We start from the raw sequence: 18,353 nt of genomic DNA, 5'->3' as shown, positions 1-18,353 counted from the left end.
GCAACGGGAACTCCCCCAAGTCTGTACCCGGGCCCGCAAGCACCGTAGAATAAGCGTTTATCTTGACTCACAGTATAGCCATTAAGAAGCCCTTTTTATGCGAGCCAGTCGTTTTCTAATCGCCACTTTAAAAGAAACCCCCTCCGATGCCGAGGTTATCAGCCACCAGTTGATGCTCCGTGCCGGCATGATCCGCAAGCTGGCCTCCGGTCTCTATACCTGGATGCCCATGGGTCTGCGCGTGCTGCGCAAGGTCGAGCGCATCATCCGCGAAGAAATGGACAATTCCGGCGCCCAGGAAGTGCTGATGCCGGTGGTTCAACCCTCGGAGTTGTGGGAAGAATCCGGCCGTTGGCAGGAATACGGCCCCGAGTTGCTGCGAATTCATGACCGTCACGAGCGGCCTTTTTGTCTCGGCCCGACCCATGAGGAGGTCATCACCGACCTGATCCGGGGCGAGGTCAGCAGCTACAAGCAGCTGCCCGCGAATTTTTACCAGATTCAGACCAAGTTTCGGGATGAAATTCGCCCGCGGTTTGGGGTAATGCGGGCCCGGGAGTTCACCATGAAGGACGCCTACTCCTTCCACTTGACCCAGGCCTCCCTTCAGGAAACCTACGAGGTCATGCATCGGACCTACTGCGCCATTTTCGATCGCATCGGCTTGGCTTACCGCCCCGTGTTGGCAGACACCGGCTCCATCGGCGGGGCCTTCTCCCACGAATTCCACGTCCTGGCTGACAGCGGTGAAGACGACATCGTCTTCAGTGACCAAGGCTCCTACGCGGCCAATATTGAAAAGGCCGAAGCGCTTGCGCCCGCCGGCGACCGCCCTGCGGCGTCACAGTCAATGACGGAGGTGGCCACCCCCGGGCAGGAGAGCATTGCTCAAGTCGCCGAATACCTTGACGTCTCACCGGCACAAACGGTGAAGACGCTCATCGTTTTGGGAGAAGCACCCGAGGAAGACTCGGAAGAAGACAAGGCCCCGCTGATCGCTCTGGTCTTGCGCGGTGACCACGAGCTGAACGACATTAAAGCCGAGAAATTGCCGGGCATCGCCTCCCCTCTAACCTTCGCACCGGAGGAGCGGATACAGGCGGAACTGGGCGTAGGTACCGGCTCCATCGGGCCGGTCAAACTGGACATACCCGTCCTCGTGGACCGCGCTGCGGTTCACCTGGCCGACTTCGTTTGCGGCGCCAACCGCGACGGCTATCACCTGACCGGCGTCAACTGGGAGCGCGACCTGCCCGTGCCGGACGTCGTGGACCTTCGCAATGTCGTGCCCGGAGATCCGAGCCCCGACGGCGAAGGCCAGTTGGAAATCAAGCGAGGGATCGAAGTAGGTCACATTTTCCAGCTCGGCACCAAATACAGTGAAGCCATGAATGCCCGCGTGCTGGATGAGAACGGCAAAGAGAAGCCCATGATCATGGGTTGCTACGGCATCGGGGTCTCCCGCGTGGTGGCCGCCGCCATTGAGCAAAACCACGACGAACAAGGCATTATCTGGCCCGAAAGCATCGCGCCGTTTCAACTGGCGCTGGTACCCATTAACCCTCACAAGTCACCGGCCGTGGCGGAAAAATGCGAGGCGCTTTATGAGGCGCTGACCCAGATGGGCATCGACGTTCTCTACATGGACGAAGCCAAAGCCCGCCTAGGGGTCATGCTGGCCAACACCGACCTGATGGGTATACCCCATCGCCTGGTGGTGGGCGATCGCGGACTCGAAAAGGGGACTCTGGAATACAAGGGGCGTCGCGACAGCGAAGCGCGAGACATTCCGGCCGACCAAGTGCTCGAGTTTGTCCGCGAGCAACTTTTTAACCGAGGCTGACCCGTGTACCGCTCGCTCCGGCTCCCCTACCACGCCCTGCTCAGTTTGCTGATCGGGCTGGGGAGCCTGTTGCCAGGCCAGGGCTGGGCTCAGGGCGAGACGCTCGCCTATGCCGAGCCGGCGGTTGAGGTCGAGGACAGTCTGCGGAAAAAGCTGATTGAGAACATTGAGGCTGCGGACAGTTTTGACGATCACTACCACGCCGAGGCTTGGCTGCTGCTTATGTCCGGGCGCATGGAGCGCTATGTCAAAGACCCGGACCACCGGCTTCGGCTGCTGCGTAAAATCCACTCGGCAGCCCGCCAAACCGAGCTGCAGCCCGAACTGGTGTTGGCGGTGATTGAGGTGGAAAGCCACTTTAACCACTACGCGGTCTCACCCGTGGGAGCCCAAGGCATTATGCAGGTGATGCCTTTTTGGAAGAATGAAATCGGTCGCCCGGAAGACAACCTGATCGACCTGGATACCAACCTGCGCTACGGCTGTACCATCTTGAAACACTATCTGGAACGTTCGGATGGACGCTTGGCGGAGGCGCTGGCGCGCTATAACGGCAGCTATGGCAGCTATCGTTATGCCGCTAAGGTGATGGATGCCTGGGAACGCTGGCGATAGCCCGCCGGACCTGCTCGTGGGAAAAGCCGCGATATTGCAAAAAGCGCATTTGCCGCGCCTTCTCTTTGGGGGTCTGTATGGGCTCATCCCCAAAACGTTTCGAGCGAACCTCTTGGGCCAAGTGCGCCCAACAGTCATCGGACTCGTCCAAGTACTGCGCCACTAAGTCATCCGAGACGCCCTTTTGGCGCAACTCCTGCGCAATCCGCAAGGGGCCCTTACCTTGGCGCTCTCTCGCCGTAATAAACGCTTCGGTAAACCGCTCGTCGCTTTGAAGGCCCTGCTCGGCCAGCCGGTTGAGCACAGCGTCGATGTCGGGGCTTTTTCCTTTGGTCCCTCTGGCACCGCTGGCACCATCAACCCCATCGTCCCTCTCAACTTCCCCAAACCGTTTCAGCAGTTTTTCCCGAAGCTCCAGGGCGGAGTGTTCCCGTCTGGCCAGCAAATTCATCGCCGCCAGGCGAACATCGCTCTCGGACGAGCCAGAGGCACGGTCAACAGCCAAGGCTCCCCTCCTATTTGACCGGAGGGAAGTTGGAGAGTACGTCGGTCACCGCCGCCGACAAACGAGCCCGCTGCTCTTGGGGGGTCAATCCGTCATACAGTCTTTGCTCGGAAACCCCACGCCACAACGGTTGGTTATCTTCGCCTCCCGATGCGATATCAATAATCAAGGTTCCTTGACGGTAGACCCGGGGGCTCGGACTATGAGCGTAGGGGTAGCGGTATACGGGCCCAAAGCCGTAATAGCCAAAACCGTAGCGTTGGTCATAGCTGCGAACATCGATGCGGTCTTCCACCACGATGTGGTAGCGCACCACAAAATCGGCGGTTTCACCCTCCTCGGCCTGATCGTAACGGGCGTCGAGCTGGTCTCGAATGACGGTCTGCAGGTGGTTGAGGGTGAAGGGGGAGATCAGAATGTTTTTCTCGTTGTCTTCCTGGGTTTTCTCCACCCGGAAGGTTTCCAGTTGCCCAAAGGCAAAGTCGGGATCGTAATCGGTCACCACCGAAGGGGTGCTGCTACAACCCGCGAGCCCAAGCAGCGTCAGACCCAACAGCCAAAAGCCCACTGGAAAGCGGTGTGCGCTCAGTGACCATATGCTTCGAACCATAAGTATCCTCGCTGTGCTCGCCAAATAGGTGGTAACCGGTACACGGCAACCAGGAGTAAGTCATTGTACCTTAGACTACAAAGTCGGCGCCGCGTTTCCCACGGCGCCGACCTTCGGGCATCAATCCATTCAGAAACCGTCTTAGGCTTCGCTTTCCTCTTCGGACTTCCCTTCCTCTTTGTCTTCGGTTTTGGTGGGGATATCGAGCATTTCGGCCCGGACCCGCTTTTCCATTTCTTCGGCAATCTTGGGGTTTTCCTTCAGGAATTTCACCACATTGTTCTTACCCTGGCCGATCTTGTCGCCCTGGTAGCTATACCAGGCACCGGCCTTGTCGACAATTCCCAGCTTGACGCCGTAATCGATCACCTCCCCCAGCCGGTTAATGCCAGTGCCGTAAAGAATCTGGAACTCGGTTTGTTTGAAGGGCGGTGCCACCTTGTTCTTCACCACCTTGACGCGGGTCTCGTTGCCGGTCACCTCGTCCCCTTCCTTCACCGAGCCGATGCGGCGAATATCCAAGCGCACGGAGGAGTAGAACTTCAGCGCGTTACCCCCGGTGGTGGTTTCGGGGCTGCCAAACATGACGCCAATTTTCATGCGAATCTGGTTAATGAAAATCACCAGACAGTTGGCGTTCTTAATGTTGCCGGTAATTTTACGCAGTGCCTGGGACATCAAACGAGCCTGCAGGCCCACGTGCTGATCGCCCATTTCACCTTCAATCTCGGCCCGCGGGGTCAAGGCGGCGACCGAGTCGATCACCAGCACATCCACCGCACCGGAGCGCACCAGCATGTCACTGACTTCCAATGCCTGCTCCCCCGTATCGGGCTGGGAGATAATCAAGTCGTCGACATTGACCCCGAGCTTCTCGGCATAAATGGGGTCGAGGGCGTGCTCGGCGTCGATAAACGCACAGGTGCCGCCCTCGCGCTGGGCTTCGGCCACCACCTGCAGAGTCAAAGTGGTTTTACCCGAGGATTCCGGGCCATAAATTTCCACCACCCGGCCCTTGGGCAGCCCGCCAATGCCGAGGGCGGCGTCCAGCCCGAGCGAGCCGGTAGAGATGGCGGGCATTGCGACCCGTTCGCGGTCGCCCATACGCATGACTGTGCCTTTGCCAAACTGTCTTTCAATTTGGCCCAACGCGGCCTGTAGCGCCTTCTCTTTATTCGCGTCCATCCGACACCTCGATCAATATGCTAAAAATGTAACGGTTTGGCGGCTTCGCCGCCCTGATTAACTGCCCACAGCATACACGAAAAACCTGTATGCGCAAACAGTACCCTCGATGTTTATACAGTGGTTTTTCAGGGACCGGCCAACCCTGACAGAATTTCCAGAGCAGCGATCACCGTCTGCTCGCGCACCTGGGCACGGTCACCCTCAAACCGGTAGCAGCGAGCCCCGGTTACTGGCGCCTCCCCGCCCTGGGCCCAGCCCAGCCAAACGGTACCGACGGGCTTCTCCGGCGTGCCCCCGCCCGGGCCGGCGACGCCGCTGACGGCGATCGCAAGCTCGGCGCCCGACAGGTGCAGCGCGCCTTCGGCCATTTCCCGGACCACCGCTTCACTGACGGCCCCCTCTTGCGCCAGACTCTGCTCGGAGACCCCGAGTAACTGTTGCTTGGCGCGGTTGGCGTAGGTCACCAGGCCATATTCAAACCAGGCGGAGCTGCCGGCCACCTCGGTCAGCGCGGCGGCAATCCCACCGCCGGTGCAAGACTCCGCCGTCGCCACGCGCCAGCCTCTGTTCTGCAACTGCTCCCCCAGCCGTTCCGCCAGGCGGCGGGTCGCGTCCGGTGGCCGAGGTGCTTCAGCGCCCTTAGTAGAGAGAGTGGAGTTGCCGGAAGTGGTCGCAGTCATGGCAACAAGGTATGCCAGCCTTCAATCGAGTGCAAGCCCCCTACGATTTCCGTAGAATAGCCCCGCTTCATTCACCCCCACGAATCGCGAAAAACAATCCTATGCCCAATACCTCGGATGTCCAAAGCCCGCATACCCCCATGATGCAGCAGTACCTGCGCATCAAGGCGGAACACCCGCAGGAGCTGGTGTTTTACCGAATGGGCGATTTCTACGAGCTATTCTACGACGACGCCAAGCGCGCCGCCGAGCTGCTCGATGTCACCCTCACCGCCCGAGGCAAGTCCAACGGCGAGCCCATTCCCATGGCCGGCATTCCCTTTCACGCCGCCGATGGCTACCTGGCCAAGCTCGTGCGCGCGGGGGTCTCGGTCGCCATCTGCGAGCAGATCGGGGATCCGGCGGCAGCCAAGGGACCCGTAGAACGGAAGGTAGTCCGGATTGTGACCCCAGGGACGGTCAGTGACGAGGCGCTGCTGGATTCCGGCCGGGATAACTTGCTCGTGGCCCTTCACAGCAGCGGCGACACCTATGGTCTGGCCTCGCTGGACATCGCCAGCGGCCGGTTTCAAGTGCTCGAAGTGGAAGGGTTGGATGCGGCCCTGGGCGAACTACAGCGGTTACGCCCGGCGGAGCTGCTGGTCAGCGATGACTTGACCAACCCGGAACTGGTAGAGAACCGCCGGGGGCTGCGCCGCCGCGGGCCCTGGGAATTCGAGCTGGACACGGCCCGGCGCCTGCTGACCCAGCAGTTCGGCACTCAGGACTTGGCGGGCTTCGGCTGCGACCACCTGCATACCGCGATCGCCGCCGCCGGCTGCCTGTTGGGCTATGCTCGGGAAACCCAGCGCGCCGCCCTGCCCCACGTGCGGGGCCTGAGCCACGAGAACCGCGAGCAAGCGGTCACTATGGACGCGGCCACCCGGCGCAACCTGGAGCTGGACATTAATTTGGGCGGCAGTGAAGAAAACACCCTGTTCAGCGTGCTTAACCGCTGCGCCACTGCCATGGGCTCGCGCCTGTTGCGCCGCTGGTTGAACCGTCCGCTGCGCGACCTGCCCGTGCTTACCGCCCGGCAAGCCGCCGTGGCGGAACTGAAGAACAACTACACCTTTGAGGTAATCCACCGAATATTGAAACGGGTGGGCGATATGGAGCGGATTCTTGGCCGCCTGGCCCTGCGCTCCGCTCGCCCTCGGGACTTGGCGCGTCTGCATGCGTCCCTGGCTTGCTACCCCGAACTCCAAGGGGAACTCGCCCGCCTGGAGGCTCCGCACCTCGGCGAACTGGCACAGCAGTTGGGCGAATTCCCGGAAGCGGTGGCGCTATTGGGACGGGCGCTGGTGGAAAACCCGCCCGTGGTCATCCGCGACGGCGGCGTTATTGCCGAAGGGTTCGATCAGGAACTGGATGAGCTGCGCAACATTAGCAACAACGCAGGGCAGTACCTGGTGGACCTGGAAACACGGGAGCGTGAGCGCACCGGCATTGCCAACCTCAAAGTGGGTTACAACCGCGTCCATGGTTACTTCATCGAGCTGACCCGAGCCCAGGCGGCACAGGCCCCAGCGGATTATATTCGGCGCCAGACCCTCAAGAACGCCGAGCGATTCATTACCCCGGAACTGAAAGAATTCGAGGACAAAGCGCTGTCCGCCAAGAGCCGGGCTCTGGCCCGGGAAAAACTGCTGTATGAACAACTGATCGACCAACTGAATGACCACCTAATTCCGCTACAGCAGTCCGCCGCGGCCGTCTCCGAGCTGGATTTGCTGACCAACCTATCGGAACGGGCCGACAGTCTGGGCTGGAGCCGCCCGGAACTGAGCCCCGAGCCGGGTATTAGCATCCAGGCCGGTCGACACCCGGTAGTGGAACAGGTCAGCGACGCGCCGTTTGTGCCCAACGACCTTAACTTTGGGGAACAGCGACATATGTTGGTGGTGACCGGTCCGAATATGGGCGGTAAATCCACCTATATGCGCCAGGCCGCCTTGATTGTGTTGCTGGCACACATCGGCAGCTTTGTGCCAGCCGAGAACGCCCGCGTGGGTATGTTGGACCGCATTTTCACCCGCATCGGCTCCTCCGACGACCTGGCCGGAGGGCGCTCCACCTTTATGGTGGAAATGACCGAAACCGCCAACATTCTGCACAACGCCACGCCGCGCAGCCTGGTGCTGATGGACGAAATCGGCCGCGGCACCAGCACCTTCGACGGTTTGGCGTTGGCCTGGGCCTGCGCCCGCCATTTGGCGGAACAGGTGAAGGCTTATACGCTTTTTGCCACACACTACTTCGAACTCACCCGCCTGCCCGATGAGCTACCGGGTATCGCTAATGTCCACCTGGACGCCACCGAGCATCACGACAGCATCGTCTTCCTGCACAAAGTCCAGGAAGGGCCCGCGAGTAAGAGCTACGGTTTACAAGTCGCCCGGCTTGCCGGCATTCCCGAAGGCGTGCTGAGCCAGGCGCAAACCCAACTGACCCAGTTGGAAGGCGACGCCGAGCGGCAAGTACCCACCAAGGCAACCGGAGCGCTCTCAAGGGCGCCGGAGACTGAACCCCGCTCGAGCAACGAGCCGCCGGAGGCTCCAGTGCAGGGAGCGCTGTTTGATAGCGGCCCTCACCCGGTGGTGGACGCCCTAAGCGACGTTCAGCCCGACGACCTGTCCCCTCGGCAGGCCCTAGAGCAGCTCTACGCCTTAAAAGCGCTCATGGCTGGTAAAAAATAGGAATACTGCTAGAATAAGCGCCCAAATCAGAACCGTGTTAGTTGGAGTCCACTATGACCTTTGTTGTTGGGGAAAACTGCATTAAATGCAAACACACAGACTGTGTTGAAGTCTGCCCCGTTGACTGCTTTTATGAAGGCCCCAATTTTCTCGTAATTCACCCGGACGAGTGCATCGACTGCGCGCTGTGTGAACCCGAGTGTCCAGTGGATGCCATTTTCTCCGAAGACGAGTTGCCCGAGGGCCAAGATGTCTTCCTGGAGCTAAACGCCGAGCTCTCCGAGGTGTGGCCCAATATTACCGAAAAGAAAGACGCTCCGGCGGACGCCGAAGAGTGGGACGGGGTCGAGGGCAAGCTGCAATACCTGGAGCGGTAAGCACCCTGCCTAAAAAGGCTCACATGAAAAAAGCCGAGCGGTTTCCCGCCCGGCTTTTTTCGTTCGTGCGTTTTGTCGAGGCTGGCAGCGTCTAGACGCTGAACAACGCCTCGCTGTTAAGGCCCTGCTTTTCAATGATTTCCCGCAGGCGCTTTAAGGCTTCCACCTGTATTTGGCGAACCCGTTCACGCGTCAGGCCGATTTCGTGCCCCACCTCTTCCAAGGTGCAGACTTCGTGACCGCGCAAGCCAAACCTTCTGGCCAGCACTTCACGCTGCTTTTCACTTAAATCGTCCAACCAGCGGTCCAAGCTGGCATTCAAGTCCCCATCCTGCATCAGAGCGGCGGGATCTGAATTGTTAATGTCAGGAATGGTATCCACCACCGAGCGATCCGAGGCGTTGCCAATCGGACTATCGACGGAAGTGACTCGCTCATTGAGCCCCAGCATCCGCTCCACATCCGCCACCGGTTTTTGCAGTAAGGTGGCAATCTCATCGGAAGAAGGCTCGTGATCAAGCTTCTGGGTCAACTCCCGTGCGGCTCTGAGGTAAATATTAAGCTCTTTCACCACATGAATGGGCAGGCGAATGGTGCGCGTCTGGTTCATGATCGCCCGTTCAATGGTCTGGCGAATCCACCAAGTGGCGTAAGTGGAGAAACGGAACCCGCGTTCCGGGTCAAACTTTTCAACCGCTCGAATCAGGCCCAGATTACCCTCCTCGATCAAATCGAGCAGCGCCAGGCCGCGGTTGACGTAGCGGCGGGAAATCTTGACCACCAGCCGCAGGTTGCTTTCAATCATGCGACGCCGGGCAGCGTCCTCGCCCCGCAGCGCACGGCGCGCAAAGTAGACTTCTTCTTCGGCGCTGAGCAGCGGAGAGAAACCAATTTCGTTAAGGTAGAGCTGAGTCGCATCGAGACTCTTGGAGAAATGATCATCACCCGTTCGGTCGACACTGGCCCGTTCGCGCCGGGCGGTAATGGTGGGGGCGGCGACAGGTTCGTCCTCAGACAATGTCACCGCTTCATCGTTAAAGTCAATCTCGTGAACCGATACCGTTGATTCACGCTCCGATTTTGCGTGCCGTTCTTGCAGTGCCATAGATCACCCCTCTCTTTGTCTTGGCCAACTTAAGCCGCCCCTAGGCTTTTATCGGCCTTACCCAAATTATCTTTATACTACGAACTTCCAAAGCGCGGTGTAGTTCACCGCTTGGGTAAATACCCGATTGGGTCAACGGGTTTTCCATCGCGCCGAATTTCAAAGTGCAAACGCACACTATCGGCTCCAGTGGCTCCCATTTCGGCAATGACTTCGCCAGCTTTGACCGAGTCGCCCTCAGACACTGTCAGGCGTCGGTTGTGGGCGTAAGCGCTTAGAAAGGTATCATTATGTTTTATGATCACCAGATTGCCGTACCCACGCAGCCCGTTTCCGGCGTAAACCACTTGCCCAGCGGCGGCTGCAAGTACAGAGTCTCCCAATTTTCCATCGATATCAATACCCTGGTTCAAGCCCGTGGATGCACCGAAGGCACTGAGCACGCGGCCTTTCACCGGCCAGCGCCATTGGGGGGCGCCGGTAACCAAAGGGGGACTGGTAGGAGCGGGTTTACTCGTTGTTTGATTTTTCGAACGGGGGGTTGCTTTCTCAGTGGACGGGGACTCCTTTGCGATGGCGGGGGGCGGGGCGGCTGACTCGACAGGCCCACTACCAACGTCCAACTGAAGCATTTGCCCCGGGTATATCGTGAAAGGTGGGCGGATACCGTTATGCTTGGCGAGCCGGCGATGATCAACGTCGTACCGCCAAGCAATGGAATACAGGGTTTCGCCGGGGCTTACTCGATGATGTTGAATTTTGCGACTAGGGGGTTGTTCCCGGTTCACCACCTGTGCGGGCTGGGAGGAACAGGCGGATATCAGCAACAGAGCGATCAAAATATAGATCACTGTACTGACTTTGCAAGTTCGAAAGGTTGGCTTGTCCGAAATAGTCACTTTCACATCAAGTTGCCCGCGACTCCACAAGCTTTATTTGAATTGGCGATTAACCTCCTCTCCTTATTAGAAAATACTCTAAAATGAGAGTTGTAACACCGCGCATTCACTGTACCAATTGTAACAACAGCGTCGCAAAACCCACTATTAGTGGGCCTAACGACTTTCATTGACTTAGGTTTTCATCGTTTTTCGAGGCCCAGTACTCCAACCCCAAAACCAGAAACAAACCCAGTGCCATCAATACCAAAACCATGGCGGTGTGGGGATCATTTCCAGTGACGGAGCCGTAAGCCATTGGCCAGAGGTTGTCTTGCACCAGTGGAACTTCCTCTCCGTGGCGGTCTACATACGTCTGGACGGTATGCTTCCAGGGCCAGATAATATTGAGTGAACCAATCAAAAAACCGGTCAATACCGCCAATGTTTGCTCTCGGAACCGATGCAGCAGCCAACTCAGAAAATGGGAAAACACCAGGAGTCCGGTCACACAGCCGGCCAGAAAACAACCGAGAATCCACCAATTCAGATCCGCCACCGCTTGAATGAAGACCGGGTACATCCCCATTAACAACAGCAAGAAGCTTCCGGAAACCCCCGGTAAAATCATGGCGCAAATGGCAATGCTGCCGGCTAAAAACACCATCCACCACTCATCGGGCAGTTGCATCGGCTTACCGAAAGAGATCAAAAGCGCGACCAATGTGCCCGCTGCCAGCCCGAGCCATACTTGAGGGTTGCGCAGGGCTAGGCCGCGACCGATATACACCACCGAGGCCACCACCAAGCCGAAAAAGAAGCCCCACACCAACAACGGGTGATACTCCAAGGCGTAGCTCACAACATTGGCCAGGGAAAAAATACTCAGCAGCACCCCACCGAACACGGTTAGCAAAAAGTTGCCGTTGGTGTGCTCCCAGAAGGCTAGAAAACCTTCGCGGTACCAAACGCCCAGGGCCGCCGGCGTCCAGCGGCGCAAGGAGTCGAGCAGCTCGTCATAAATGCCGGAAATAAAAGCAATAGTGCCACCGGAGACACCGGGCACCACATCGGCGGCGCCCATGGCCATCCCTTTGAGGCCCAGCATGAGTGTCGCTTGCACGGAGCGAGTGCGTGTTTTACGGGGGGTAACGTCTGACACGGGCAAATCAGCCGCTTTTTCCGGATAGAAGCGGAACAAACTTGACCGGTTCGAGCACCTGGGTGACAAACTTTTCTGAGTCACCCTCGCGCATCACCAAATTAAGGGATTGGGTCTGGTCTCCCACGGGGATTACCAGAACACCATTGGGACCGAGCTGGTCCAGCAGCCCCTGGGGCACAAAGCGAGGAGCGGCGGTACTCAAAATTCCATCGAAAGGACCGGCCTCCGGCCAGCCGAAGCCGCCATCGGCGTGCTTGAGGTGGACATTGCGCAGGCCCAGCTCCCGCAAACGCGCACGGGCCTTGTCCTGAAGGGGTTTGATGCGCTCGACGCTGTACACTTCCCCCACCAGTTGGGCGAGGACGCTGGTTTGGTAGCCCGACCCGGTGCCCACTTCAAGCACCTTGTTCAGCTTGCCACCGGCGGCACCGAGCAGGATTTCGGTCATACGGGCGACAACATAGGGTTGGGAGAGGGTTTGGCCATAACCAATTGGCAGCGCGGTATCCTCATAGGCACGATGAGACAGGGCCTCGTCCAGAAACCAGTGACGCGGCGTATTGCGCAGGGTGTCTAGCACCTGCAAGTTACTCACCCCTTTGTCCGCAAGCCGTTGCACCAACCGTTCCCGCGTACGCTGGGAAGTCATTCCCACACCTTCCAAAGTCAGACTTGTCACTGCGTGTATCCCCAGAACTCTAGCTGTCAATATCGCACGTTTTCAAAGCGCTCACTATAGCACAGAGGCGCCTGTCGTCGCCTCCGTGGAGGCGGTATCCAAATCGGCCAGTTCAGCGAGCACGGCGGTGGCGAAGGTGCCCGGCGGCAGAGCGAACGCCAGGACCAGGTCGCCCTCTTCCCGGTGCCAGCTCAACCCCTCCGGCCGCAGGCCTAGGGCACGGCGCTCCTGGTTCAGCCCCACGTGCTCCAGCTTCGCAAGCCAGTCACCCCACTGTGCCAGGGCCTCGGTTTCAAACTCCAGGGCCTGCCCCTGCACCAGCGGTCGCCCCCTGCCCCACAAGGGGCCGGTGGCTTCGGCGAGCGGTTCACCCGGCAACGTAGTGCGCCAGCTCCCCCCTCGAACCCGCGCTTCGAGAACGCGGTTGAATAGCCAGGAGCGGGCGGCGGAGAGCGCCATGGACCGCTGCTGTCTCTGCCGGATGGCACGACCGTGCACCAACCAGTCCCGAGCACGAACGAGGTTGCCCCCGTCCCAGCCGAAACGCTGAGGGCCAAAGTAGTTGGGCACGCCGTTTGCCGCTATTTGTTGTAGGTGTTCGTCTAGGTGCTCCCCCGCTCCCGGCTTAAGGGGGGCAATATCGCGCAACCGAATGACAAAGCGGTTGCTCTCATGCTGCCCACGGCGCAATTTGCGACCGTGGCGCCCCCAGCGCAGCGGCATAATGCCCTGGGCTTCCAGCTCCGCCCACCGGGGCTCATCGCCCCGTGGCTGGTAAATGCTAAACCACTGGGTGGTTACGGCGTGGCGGTCCTTCAGGCCACAGTAGCCCACGTCTTTAACTCCCACACCGGCGCAACGGGCGAGCTGCCCGGCCACCCAGGCGGTGTTATCGCCGCGCTTGCGAACCTGAACCAACCAGTGCTCGCCCACACCATCGGGCTCAAAACCCAGGGACTCGTCCACCTGAAAGTCTTCCGGTACCGCGCGAAAGCCACCCCGTATCAGCGGGCCGCCCCAGGCGCGAGTGTTCTCAAGATCAAACTCTGTTGTGCTCATGTAGGAACCCCGTTCAGGTGCCGAATCAAACGCCGCTCGAGCCACCAGGCGCCGGGCCCCTGCCAAAACCCCACATGACCTCCGGTCTCCGGCACCTCCAATGTAAAGTGCGGCAGGCGCTGGGCCTCTTCCTCCGGAAAGCATGACTCGTCGAAAAAAGGGTCATTGCGCGCGGTCACCAGCAGGGTCGGCACCCGAATACCGGAGAGAAAAAAGCGGCCACTGCAACGGGCGTAGTAATCCGCCGCATCGCGAAAACCGTTGAGCGGCGCGGTGTAGTGTTCGTCCAACTGCCAGAGCGTGTTCATGCCCTTCAGCCGGGCGAGATCAAAGTGCTCGGGAAATTGCGCCGCCTTGGCCAGCAAGCGTTGCTTCATGGAACGCACGAAATGCTTGTGATACACCCAGTTCGTCGGGCACTCAAGCGTGCGCACGCAGGCGAGAAGATCAAGAGGCACCGAGGCCGCCACGGCGCTCTCAACCCCTCGGGTCAAGGCCCGTTCGCCCTGCTCTCCCAGCCATTTGAGCGTCACGTTGCCCCCGAGGGAAAATCCGGCCAGGCGAATTCGCCGGAACCCTTCGTGCTCCGCCCAACGGATCACCTGGTCCAAATCATCGCTGCAGCCGGAGTGGTAAATTCGCGGGGTACGGTTCAATCGCTCACCGCAGCTGCGCAGGTTCCAAGCCAGCACGGACCAACCTTCGGCCAACGCCGCTCGAGCCGCCCCCAGCATGTAACCACTGCGGGCGCTGCCTTCGAGCCCGTGAGAGAGAATCAGAAGCGGCGCCTCGGGGTCCGTGCCGCGGTGCAGCTCGCCATAGAGCACATCGTCATCATTGAGCTCAATTTCAACCAACTCCCCGGTAAGCGCCAAGCGACGAAGATAACGGGGCACCAGGGTCTGTAAATGCCCGCCCGGAAGCCACCAGGGGGCGCGGTAATCACTGGGGCTCAGAGGCATGGCGGTTTCTCTAACAAAAAGTCAGGCTCTAATAGCCGGTCAAGCTCACGCATGAGCTGGCTGCAACAAAACGACGGCCTGAGCGGCAATGCCTTCTTTCCGGCCGGTAAAACCGAGGCGTTCGGTGGTGGTCGCTTTTATATTAATCTGGCCGCGCTCACTTTCCAGATCATCGGCGATGCGATCCACCATGTGGCGAACATGCCCGGAAAGCCGGGGCGCCTGGGCGATAACGGTCATATCGGCATTCGCCAACACCCAACCTTCGGCCTTGACCTTGGCGTAGACCATGCGCAGCAGAGCGCGACTGTCCGCATTTTTGTAGCCGGGGTCGGTATCGGGAAAATGACGGCCGATGTCCCCGAGCCCCGCCGCGCCCAGCAGCGCATCACACAGCGCGTGCAACAGGACATCACCATCGGAATGGGCTACCAAGCCGCGTTCGTGGGGAATAATGACGCCGCCGATGACCACCTTGTCACCGGGGCCGAACGCATGCACGTCAAAGCCCTGACCTACTCGCATTTACAGTTGCTCCTGTTGTTGAACAATGGCCTCGGCCAGAGCCAAGTCCTCGGGCCGGGTCACTTTAATATTGTCGGAACGCCCCTCGACAATCAGCGGTTGGTAGCCAGCCACTTCCAGTGCCGAAGCTTCGTCGGTAACGGTCTCGCCGTTGGCCAGCGCCCGGGTCAGGCATTGGTGCAGCAGCTGGTAGCGAAACAGCTGAGGGGTTTGCGCCTGCCATAGGCCGCGTCGATCACAAGTATCCAGAATGGCATGACCGGAACCCACTCGTTTTAACGTATCGCCCACGGGCACCCCGAGAATACCGCCCACGGGATGCTTCGCCGTATGTCGGCACAGGCCGGCAATCGCGCTTTGGGTAATACAAGGGCGGGCCGCATCATGCACCATGACCCAATCATCGGCCCGCGCCTGGAGCGTCAGGTAATTCAGAGCATTCAATACCGAACGGCTACGCTCGCTGCCCCCGTCCACCACCGCCACTCGGGGGTTGGCCGCCAGGGGCAGCTGCTCCCAATACGGATCCTTAGGGTTCAGGGCTAGCACCAGCCCAGCCAGAGCGGGAATCTCAAGCAGCCTCTCGACGGTGTGCTCTAATAGAGTTCTGCCGCGTAGCGGCAGATATTGCTTGGGCCGATCCGAGCGCATGCGGGTACCGATACCCGCGGCTGGGACAACCACCCAGTAACGGCCCTTCAAAGCTGGCCCGGTGTGTTTTTCCATACTGTTTATCGATGCCTGTGCGGTCAGTCGGCGCTTTGGTTATTGGGGGTCTACCATCATGTAGAACGTCTCGCCCTCGCGAATCATTCCAAGGTCTTCCCGCGCTCTTTCCTCGATGCTGTCCATCCCGTTCTTGAGCGCTTGCACCTCGGTGGACAAGCGACGGTTTCGTTCTTTGAGCCGCTCGTTTTCGCTGCTTTGCTTCTCAATTTTACGCTCCAGGCGAGCGACATCCGCCCAACTGCCCTCGGCAATCCAAAGGCGGTATTGCAGGCCGGTCAGCAAAATAAGAAGTACAGCCAATAGTGCTTTCATGACGGTCATATCCGGGACTCTTTAATCGGATGTGCCACGGAGCGGCATCCGACCCCAAGCGTGTGAGGAGAGTTTACACCAAAGCGTGGCGCTTGTTCAGTCGCGACGCTTCATTGGGGGAGCGGGGAGAGGGCTCAGATAAGAGCAGAGGAAGGCTAAAACGAAAGAGGCGCCAATCGGCGCCTCTTTCGAACCGGCTTAGGCCTTAAATTCGGCCCGGCCGCGGTACGGAGCGGATCCGTTCAGCTCCGCCTCAATGCGCAGCAGACGATTGTACTTGGAGACACGGTCCGAGCGACACAGGGAACCGGTCTTGATTTGACCGGCGGCGGTGGCCACGGCCAGATCCGCAATAGTGGTGTCTTCGGTCTCGCCGGAGCGATGGGAAATCACCGCGGTGTAGCCAGCGTCCTGAGCCATCTTGATGGCATTCAAGGTCTCGGTCAGAGAGCCGATCTGGTTGAACTTGATCAGAATGGAGTTGCCGATCTTCTTGTCGATGCCTTCTTGCAGAATCTTGGTGTTGGTGACGAACAGGTCGTCACCCACCAGCTGAACTTTGTCGCCCAGCTTCTTGGTCAAGTACGCCCAACCATCCCAATCGCTTTCATCCAGCCCATCTTCGATGGAGATGATCGGGTACTTGGAGGACAGGTCCGCCAGGTAGTCGGAGAACTCTTCCGCGCTGAAGGTTTTGCCTTCGCCAGACAGATCGTACTTGCCGTCTTTGTAGAACTCAGAGGCCGCGCAGTCCAGCGCCAGGGTCACGTCCTCACCCAGCTTGTAGCCGGCCTTGTCGACCGCCTGGCCGATCACTTGCAACGCTTCTTCGTTGGAGGGCAGGTTCGGCGCAAAACCACCTTCATCACCCACGGCCGTGCTCAGGCCTTTTTCGCTCAGCACTTTTTTCAGGGCGTGGAAGATTTCCGCACCGGTGCGCAGCGCTTCGGAGAAGTTCTTGGCACCCACGGGCTGGATCATGAACTCTTGAATGTCCACGTTGTTATCAGCGTGCTCGCCACCGTTGAGGATGTTCATCATCGGCACGGGCATGGAGTACTTACCGGCGGTACCGTTGATTTCGGCAATGTGCTGATACAGGGGCACGTTCTTGGCAATCGCCGCCGCCTTGGCCGCCGCCAGGGACACCGCCAGAATGGCGTTGGCGCCGAGCTTGGTTTTGTTCTCGGTACCGTCGGCGTCCAGCATCGCCTGGTCCAGCGCGCGCTGGTCGGTGGCGTCTTTGCCCAGCAGCAGATCGCGGATGGTAGTGTTGATGTTCTCTACCGCCTTCAACACGCCTTTGCCCAAGTAGCGGGACTTGTCGCCATCGCGAAGTTCCAGCGCTTCGCGCGAACCGGTGGAGGCACCGGAGGGGGCGCAGGCGGAACCCACCGCGCCGCTTTCCAGAATCACTTCCGCGCTGACGGTCGGGTTGCCCCGGCTGTCCAGAACTTCAAAAGCTTTGATATCGACAATTTTGCTCATGCGTAGATTGCTCCGTTTGCGAATAAAAGGTTATTGAATATCCAGAGGCGGCAGGGATTTCACCACCTCATCAATGGCATTGATCTGGGCCAGAAACGGCTCCAGCTTATCTAGCGGCAAGGCGCTCGGCCCGTCGCACTTGGCGTTGTCCGGGTCGGGGTGTGCTTCCAGGAACAGGCCCGCGAGGCCCACGGCCATACCCGCTCGGGCCAGCTCCGCCACTTGGTGGCGCCGTCCGCCCGAGGCCTCGCCTAGCGGGTCGCGGCACTGCAGGGCGTGGGTGGCATCAAAAATAATAGGGGCGTCACCACTGACATCGCGCATGGTCCGAAAACCCAGCATATCCACCACCAGGTTGTCGTACCCGAAGTTGCTGCCGCGCTCACACAGGATAATTCTGTCATTGCCACACTCGCGAAATTTCTCCACGATGTTTTTCATCTGGCCGGGACTCAAAAACTGCGGCTTCTTGATGTTAATCACCGCCCCGGTCTCGGCCATGGCTTTTACCAGGTCGGTCTGGCGGGCGAGAAACGCGGGCAACTGAATCACGTCGCACACGTCGGCCACCGGCTGGCACTGCCAGGTTTCATGCACGTCGGTAATGACCGGGACGCCGAAGGTCTCTTTGATATCGCTGAAGATTTTCAGCCCTTCTTCCATTCCCGGGCCGCGAAAGGAGTGGATCGACGAGCGGTTGGCCTTATCGAACGAGGCTTTGAACACGTAGGGAATACCCAGCTTCGTGGTCGCTTCCACGTACGCTTCCGCCACGCGCAGCGCCTGGTCCCGGGACTCAAGCACGTTCATGCCGCCGAAGAGCGTAAACGGACGATGGTTGCCCACCGTCAAGTCGGCAATGGCAATATCTCGTTTAGTCACTACAGTCTCACTT

The 18,353-nt window shown here is 59.4% G+C and carries 19 protein-coding genes; 4 read left to right on the top strand and 15 right to left on the bottom strand.

The features are described 5' to 3' along the window. Nucleotides 1-97 precede the first annotated feature (97 nt). Both AAE514_RS00155 and AAE514_RS00150 read left to right on the top strand, forming a co-directional pair. Complete coding sequence (locus AAE514_RS00155; RefSeq protein WP_347329458.1) at nucleotides 98-1,843, top strand: proline--tRNA ligase; 1,746 nt, start codon at nucleotides 98-100, stop codon at nucleotides 1,841-1,843. A gap of 3 nt (nucleotides 1,844-1,846) precedes the next feature. Beyond that, a complete protein-coding gene (locus AAE514_RS00150) occupies nucleotides 1,847-2,458 on the top strand; it encodes a lytic transglycosylase domain-containing protein (RefSeq protein ID WP_430623864.1) in 612 nt (203 codons plus the stop codon). On the opposite strand, the gene AAE514_RS00145 is transcribed toward AAE514_RS00150, so the two are convergent. The 4 genes from AAE514_RS00145 to AAE514_RS00130 all read right to left on the bottom strand — a co-directional run bounded on the left by AAE514_RS00145 (nucleotide 2,424) and on the right by AAE514_RS00130 (nucleotide 5,441). Beyond that, on the bottom strand, nucleotides 2,424-2,963 hold the full coding sequence (locus AAE514_RS00145; protein ID WP_347329457.1) for a regulatory protein RecX: 540 nt from the start codon (nucleotides 2,961-2,963) through the stop codon (nucleotides 2,424-2,426). The two genes, AAE514_RS00150 and AAE514_RS00145, sit on opposite strands and share 35 nt — an antisense overlap. A gap of 10 nt (nucleotides 2,964-2,973) precedes the next feature. Further along, a complete protein-coding gene (locus AAE514_RS00140; RefSeq protein WP_347329456.1) occupies nucleotides 2,974-3,573 on the bottom strand; it encodes a DUF4136 domain-containing protein in 600 nt (199 codons plus the stop codon). A gap of 141 nt (nucleotides 3,574-3,714) precedes the next feature. Beyond that, nucleotides 3,715-4,758 (bottom strand): recombinase RecA, encoded by a 1,044-nt coding sequence (recA, locus tag AAE514_RS00135; RefSeq protein WP_347329455.1) that lies wholly within the window; start codon nucleotides 4,756-4,758, stop codon nucleotides 3,715-3,717. A 128-nt stretch (nucleotides 4,759-4,886) separates the two neighbouring features. Beyond that, nucleotides 4,887-5,441, bottom strand: coding sequence for a CinA family protein (locus AAE514_RS00130; protein ID WP_347329454.1), 555 nt, complete (start codon nucleotides 5,439-5,441; stop codon nucleotides 4,887-4,889). Between the two features lie 101 nt (nucleotides 5,442-5,542). Here AAE514_RS00130 and mutS point away from each other — a divergent pair, with 101 nt between their 5' ends. Continuing rightward, on the top strand, nucleotides 5,543-8,179 hold the full coding sequence (gene mutS / locus AAE514_RS00125) for a DNA mismatch repair protein MutS (RefSeq protein WP_347329453.1): 2,637 nt from the start codon (nucleotides 5,543-5,545) through the stop codon (nucleotides 8,177-8,179). A 53-nt stretch (nucleotides 8,180-8,232) separates the two neighbouring features. After that, a complete protein-coding gene (gene fdxA, locus AAE514_RS00120) occupies nucleotides 8,233-8,556 on the top strand; it encodes a ferredoxin FdxA (protein ID WP_027330792.1) in 324 nt (107 codons plus the stop codon). A 91-nt stretch (nucleotides 8,557-8,647) separates the two neighbouring features. Here fdxA and rpoS read toward each other — a convergent pair whose 3' ends face one another. From rpoS to kdsA, 11 genes are all read right to left on the bottom strand, one after another. Next, nucleotides 8,648-9,661 (bottom strand): RNA polymerase sigma factor RpoS, encoded by a 1,014-nt coding sequence (gene rpoS, locus AAE514_RS00115; protein WP_347329452.1) that lies wholly within the window; start codon nucleotides 9,659-9,661, stop codon nucleotides 8,648-8,650. A 104-nt stretch (nucleotides 9,662-9,765) separates the two neighbouring features. After that, nucleotides 9,766-10,116, bottom strand: a complete 351-nt coding sequence (locus AAE514_RS00110; RefSeq protein ID WP_347329774.1) for a peptidoglycan DD-metalloendopeptidase family protein — start codon at nucleotides 10,114-10,116, stop codon at nucleotides 9,766-9,768. Nucleotides 10,117-10,726: 610 nt separating this feature from the next. Next, entirely contained in the window at nucleotides 10,727-11,647 is a 921-nt protein-coding gene (locus tag AAE514_RS00100; RefSeq protein WP_347329451.1) for a DUF368 domain-containing protein, read from the bottom strand. A 61-nt stretch (nucleotides 11,648-11,708) separates the two neighbouring features. Beyond that, nucleotides 11,709-12,353, bottom strand: coding sequence for a protein-L-isoaspartate(D-aspartate) O-methyltransferase (locus AAE514_RS00095; protein ID WP_347329450.1), 645 nt, complete (start codon nucleotides 12,351-12,353; stop codon nucleotides 11,709-11,711). Between the two features lie 84 nt (nucleotides 12,354-12,437). Next, nucleotides 12,438-13,442: a tRNA pseudouridine(13) synthase TruD gene (gene truD / locus AAE514_RS00090; RefSeq protein WP_347329449.1), complete on the bottom strand. Its 1,005-nt coding sequence runs from the start codon at nucleotides 13,440-13,442 to the stop codon at nucleotides 12,438-12,440. Further along, the gene (locus AAE514_RS00085; RefSeq protein ID WP_347329448.1) at nucleotides 13,439-14,404 is read right to left on the bottom strand and encodes a YheT family hydrolase; all 966 of its coding nucleotides are present in this window, start codon (nucleotides 14,402-14,404) and stop codon (nucleotides 13,439-13,441) included. Before AAE514_RS00085 ends, truD begins: the two co-directional genes overlap by 4 nt. 45 nt (nucleotides 14,405-14,449) lie before the next feature. Beyond that, a complete protein-coding gene (gene ispF / locus AAE514_RS00080; RefSeq protein WP_347329447.1) occupies nucleotides 14,450-14,929 on the bottom strand; it encodes a 2-C-methyl-D-erythritol 2,4-cyclodiphosphate synthase in 480 nt (159 codons plus the stop codon). After that, nucleotides 14,930-15,655, bottom strand: coding sequence for a 2-C-methyl-D-erythritol 4-phosphate cytidylyltransferase (gene ispD, locus AAE514_RS00075; RefSeq protein WP_347329446.1), 726 nt, complete (start codon nucleotides 15,653-15,655; stop codon nucleotides 14,930-14,932). 39 nt (nucleotides 15,656-15,694) lie between these two features. After that, nucleotides 15,695-15,970: a cell division protein FtsB gene (gene ftsB / locus AAE514_RS00070; protein WP_347329773.1), complete on the bottom strand. Its 276-nt coding sequence runs from the start codon at nucleotides 15,968-15,970 to the stop codon at nucleotides 15,695-15,697. 198 nt (nucleotides 15,971-16,168) lie between these two features. Then, complete coding sequence (gene eno, locus AAE514_RS00065) at nucleotides 16,169-17,458, bottom strand: phosphopyruvate hydratase (RefSeq protein ID WP_347329445.1); 1,290 nt, start codon at nucleotides 17,456-17,458, stop codon at nucleotides 16,169-16,171. 30 nt (nucleotides 17,459-17,488) lie between these two features. Beyond that, nucleotides 17,489-18,340, bottom strand: coding sequence for a 3-deoxy-8-phosphooctulonate synthase (kdsA, locus tag AAE514_RS00060; protein ID WP_347329444.1), 852 nt, complete (start codon nucleotides 18,338-18,340; stop codon nucleotides 17,489-17,491). Nucleotides 18,341-18,353: the final 13 nt, after the last annotated feature.

Source organism: Marinimicrobium locisalis, assembly GCF_039822625.1.
Lineage (GTDB): Bacteria > Pseudomonadota > Gammaproteobacteria > Pseudomonadales > Cellvibrionaceae > Marinimicrobium > Marinimicrobium locisalis.
Note: the sequence above shows the minus strand (reverse complement) of the source record. Positions and strands in the feature narration are given on the sequence as shown.

What these genes read in the sequence shown, in the direction of transcription:
- eno (WP_347329445.1), bottom strand. Translation starts at nt 17,458, where the DNA reads ATGAGCAAAATTGTCGATATCAAAGCTTTTGAAGTTCTGGACAGCCGG.
- ispF (WP_347329447.1), bottom strand. Translation starts at nt 14,929, where the DNA reads ATGCGAGTAGGTCAGGGCTTTGACGTGCATGCGTTCGGCCCCGGTGAC.
- AAE514_RS00095 (WP_347329450.1), bottom strand. Translation starts at nt 12,353, where the DNA reads ATGACTTCCCAGCGTACGCGGGAACGGTTGGTGCAACGGCTTGCGGAC.
- mutS (WP_347329453.1), top strand. Translation starts at nt 5,543, where the DNA reads ATGCCCAATACCTCGGATGTCCAAAGCCCGCATACCCCCATGATGCAG.
- AAE514_RS00155 (WP_347329458.1), top strand. Translation starts at nt 98, where the DNA reads ATGCGAGCCAGTCGTTTTCTAATCGCCACTTTAAAAGAAACCCCCTCC.
- ftsB (WP_347329773.1), bottom strand. Translation starts at nt 15,970, where the DNA reads ATGAAAGCACTATTGGCTGTACTTCTTATTTTGCTGACCGGCCTGCAA.
- AAE514_RS00130 (WP_347329454.1), bottom strand. Translation starts at nt 5,441, where the DNA reads ATGACTGCGACCACTTCCGGCAACTCCACTCTCTCTACTAAGGGCGCT.
- rpoS (WP_347329452.1), bottom strand. Translation starts at nt 9,661, where the DNA reads ATGGCACTGCAAGAACGGCACGCAAAATCGGAGCGTGAATCAACGGTA.
- recA (WP_347329455.1), bottom strand. Translation starts at nt 4,758, where the DNA reads ATGGACGCGAATAAAGAGAAGGCGCTACAGGCCGCGTTGGGCCAAATT.
- AAE514_RS00140 (WP_347329456.1), bottom strand. Translation starts at nt 3,573, where the DNA reads ATGGTTCGAAGCATATGGTCACTGAGCGCACACCGCTTTCCAGTGGGC.
- fdxA (WP_027330792.1), top strand. Translation starts at nt 8,233, where the DNA reads ATGACCTTTGTTGTTGGGGAAAACTGCATTAAATGCAAACACACAGAC.
- AAE514_RS00100 (WP_347329451.1), bottom strand. Translation starts at nt 11,647, where the DNA reads ATGCTGGGCCTCAAAGGGATGGCCATGGGCGCCGCCGATGTGGTGCCC.
- AAE514_RS00085 (WP_347329448.1), bottom strand. Translation starts at nt 14,404, where the DNA reads ATGCCTCTGAGCCCCAGTGATTACCGCGCCCCCTGGTGGCTTCCGGGC.
- ispD (WP_347329446.1), bottom strand. Translation starts at nt 15,655, where the DNA reads ATGGAAAAACACACCGGGCCAGCTTTGAAGGGCCGTTACTGGGTGGTT.
- truD (WP_347329449.1), bottom strand. Translation starts at nt 13,442, where the DNA reads ATGAGCACAACAGAGTTTGATCTTGAGAACACTCGCGCCTGGGGCGGC.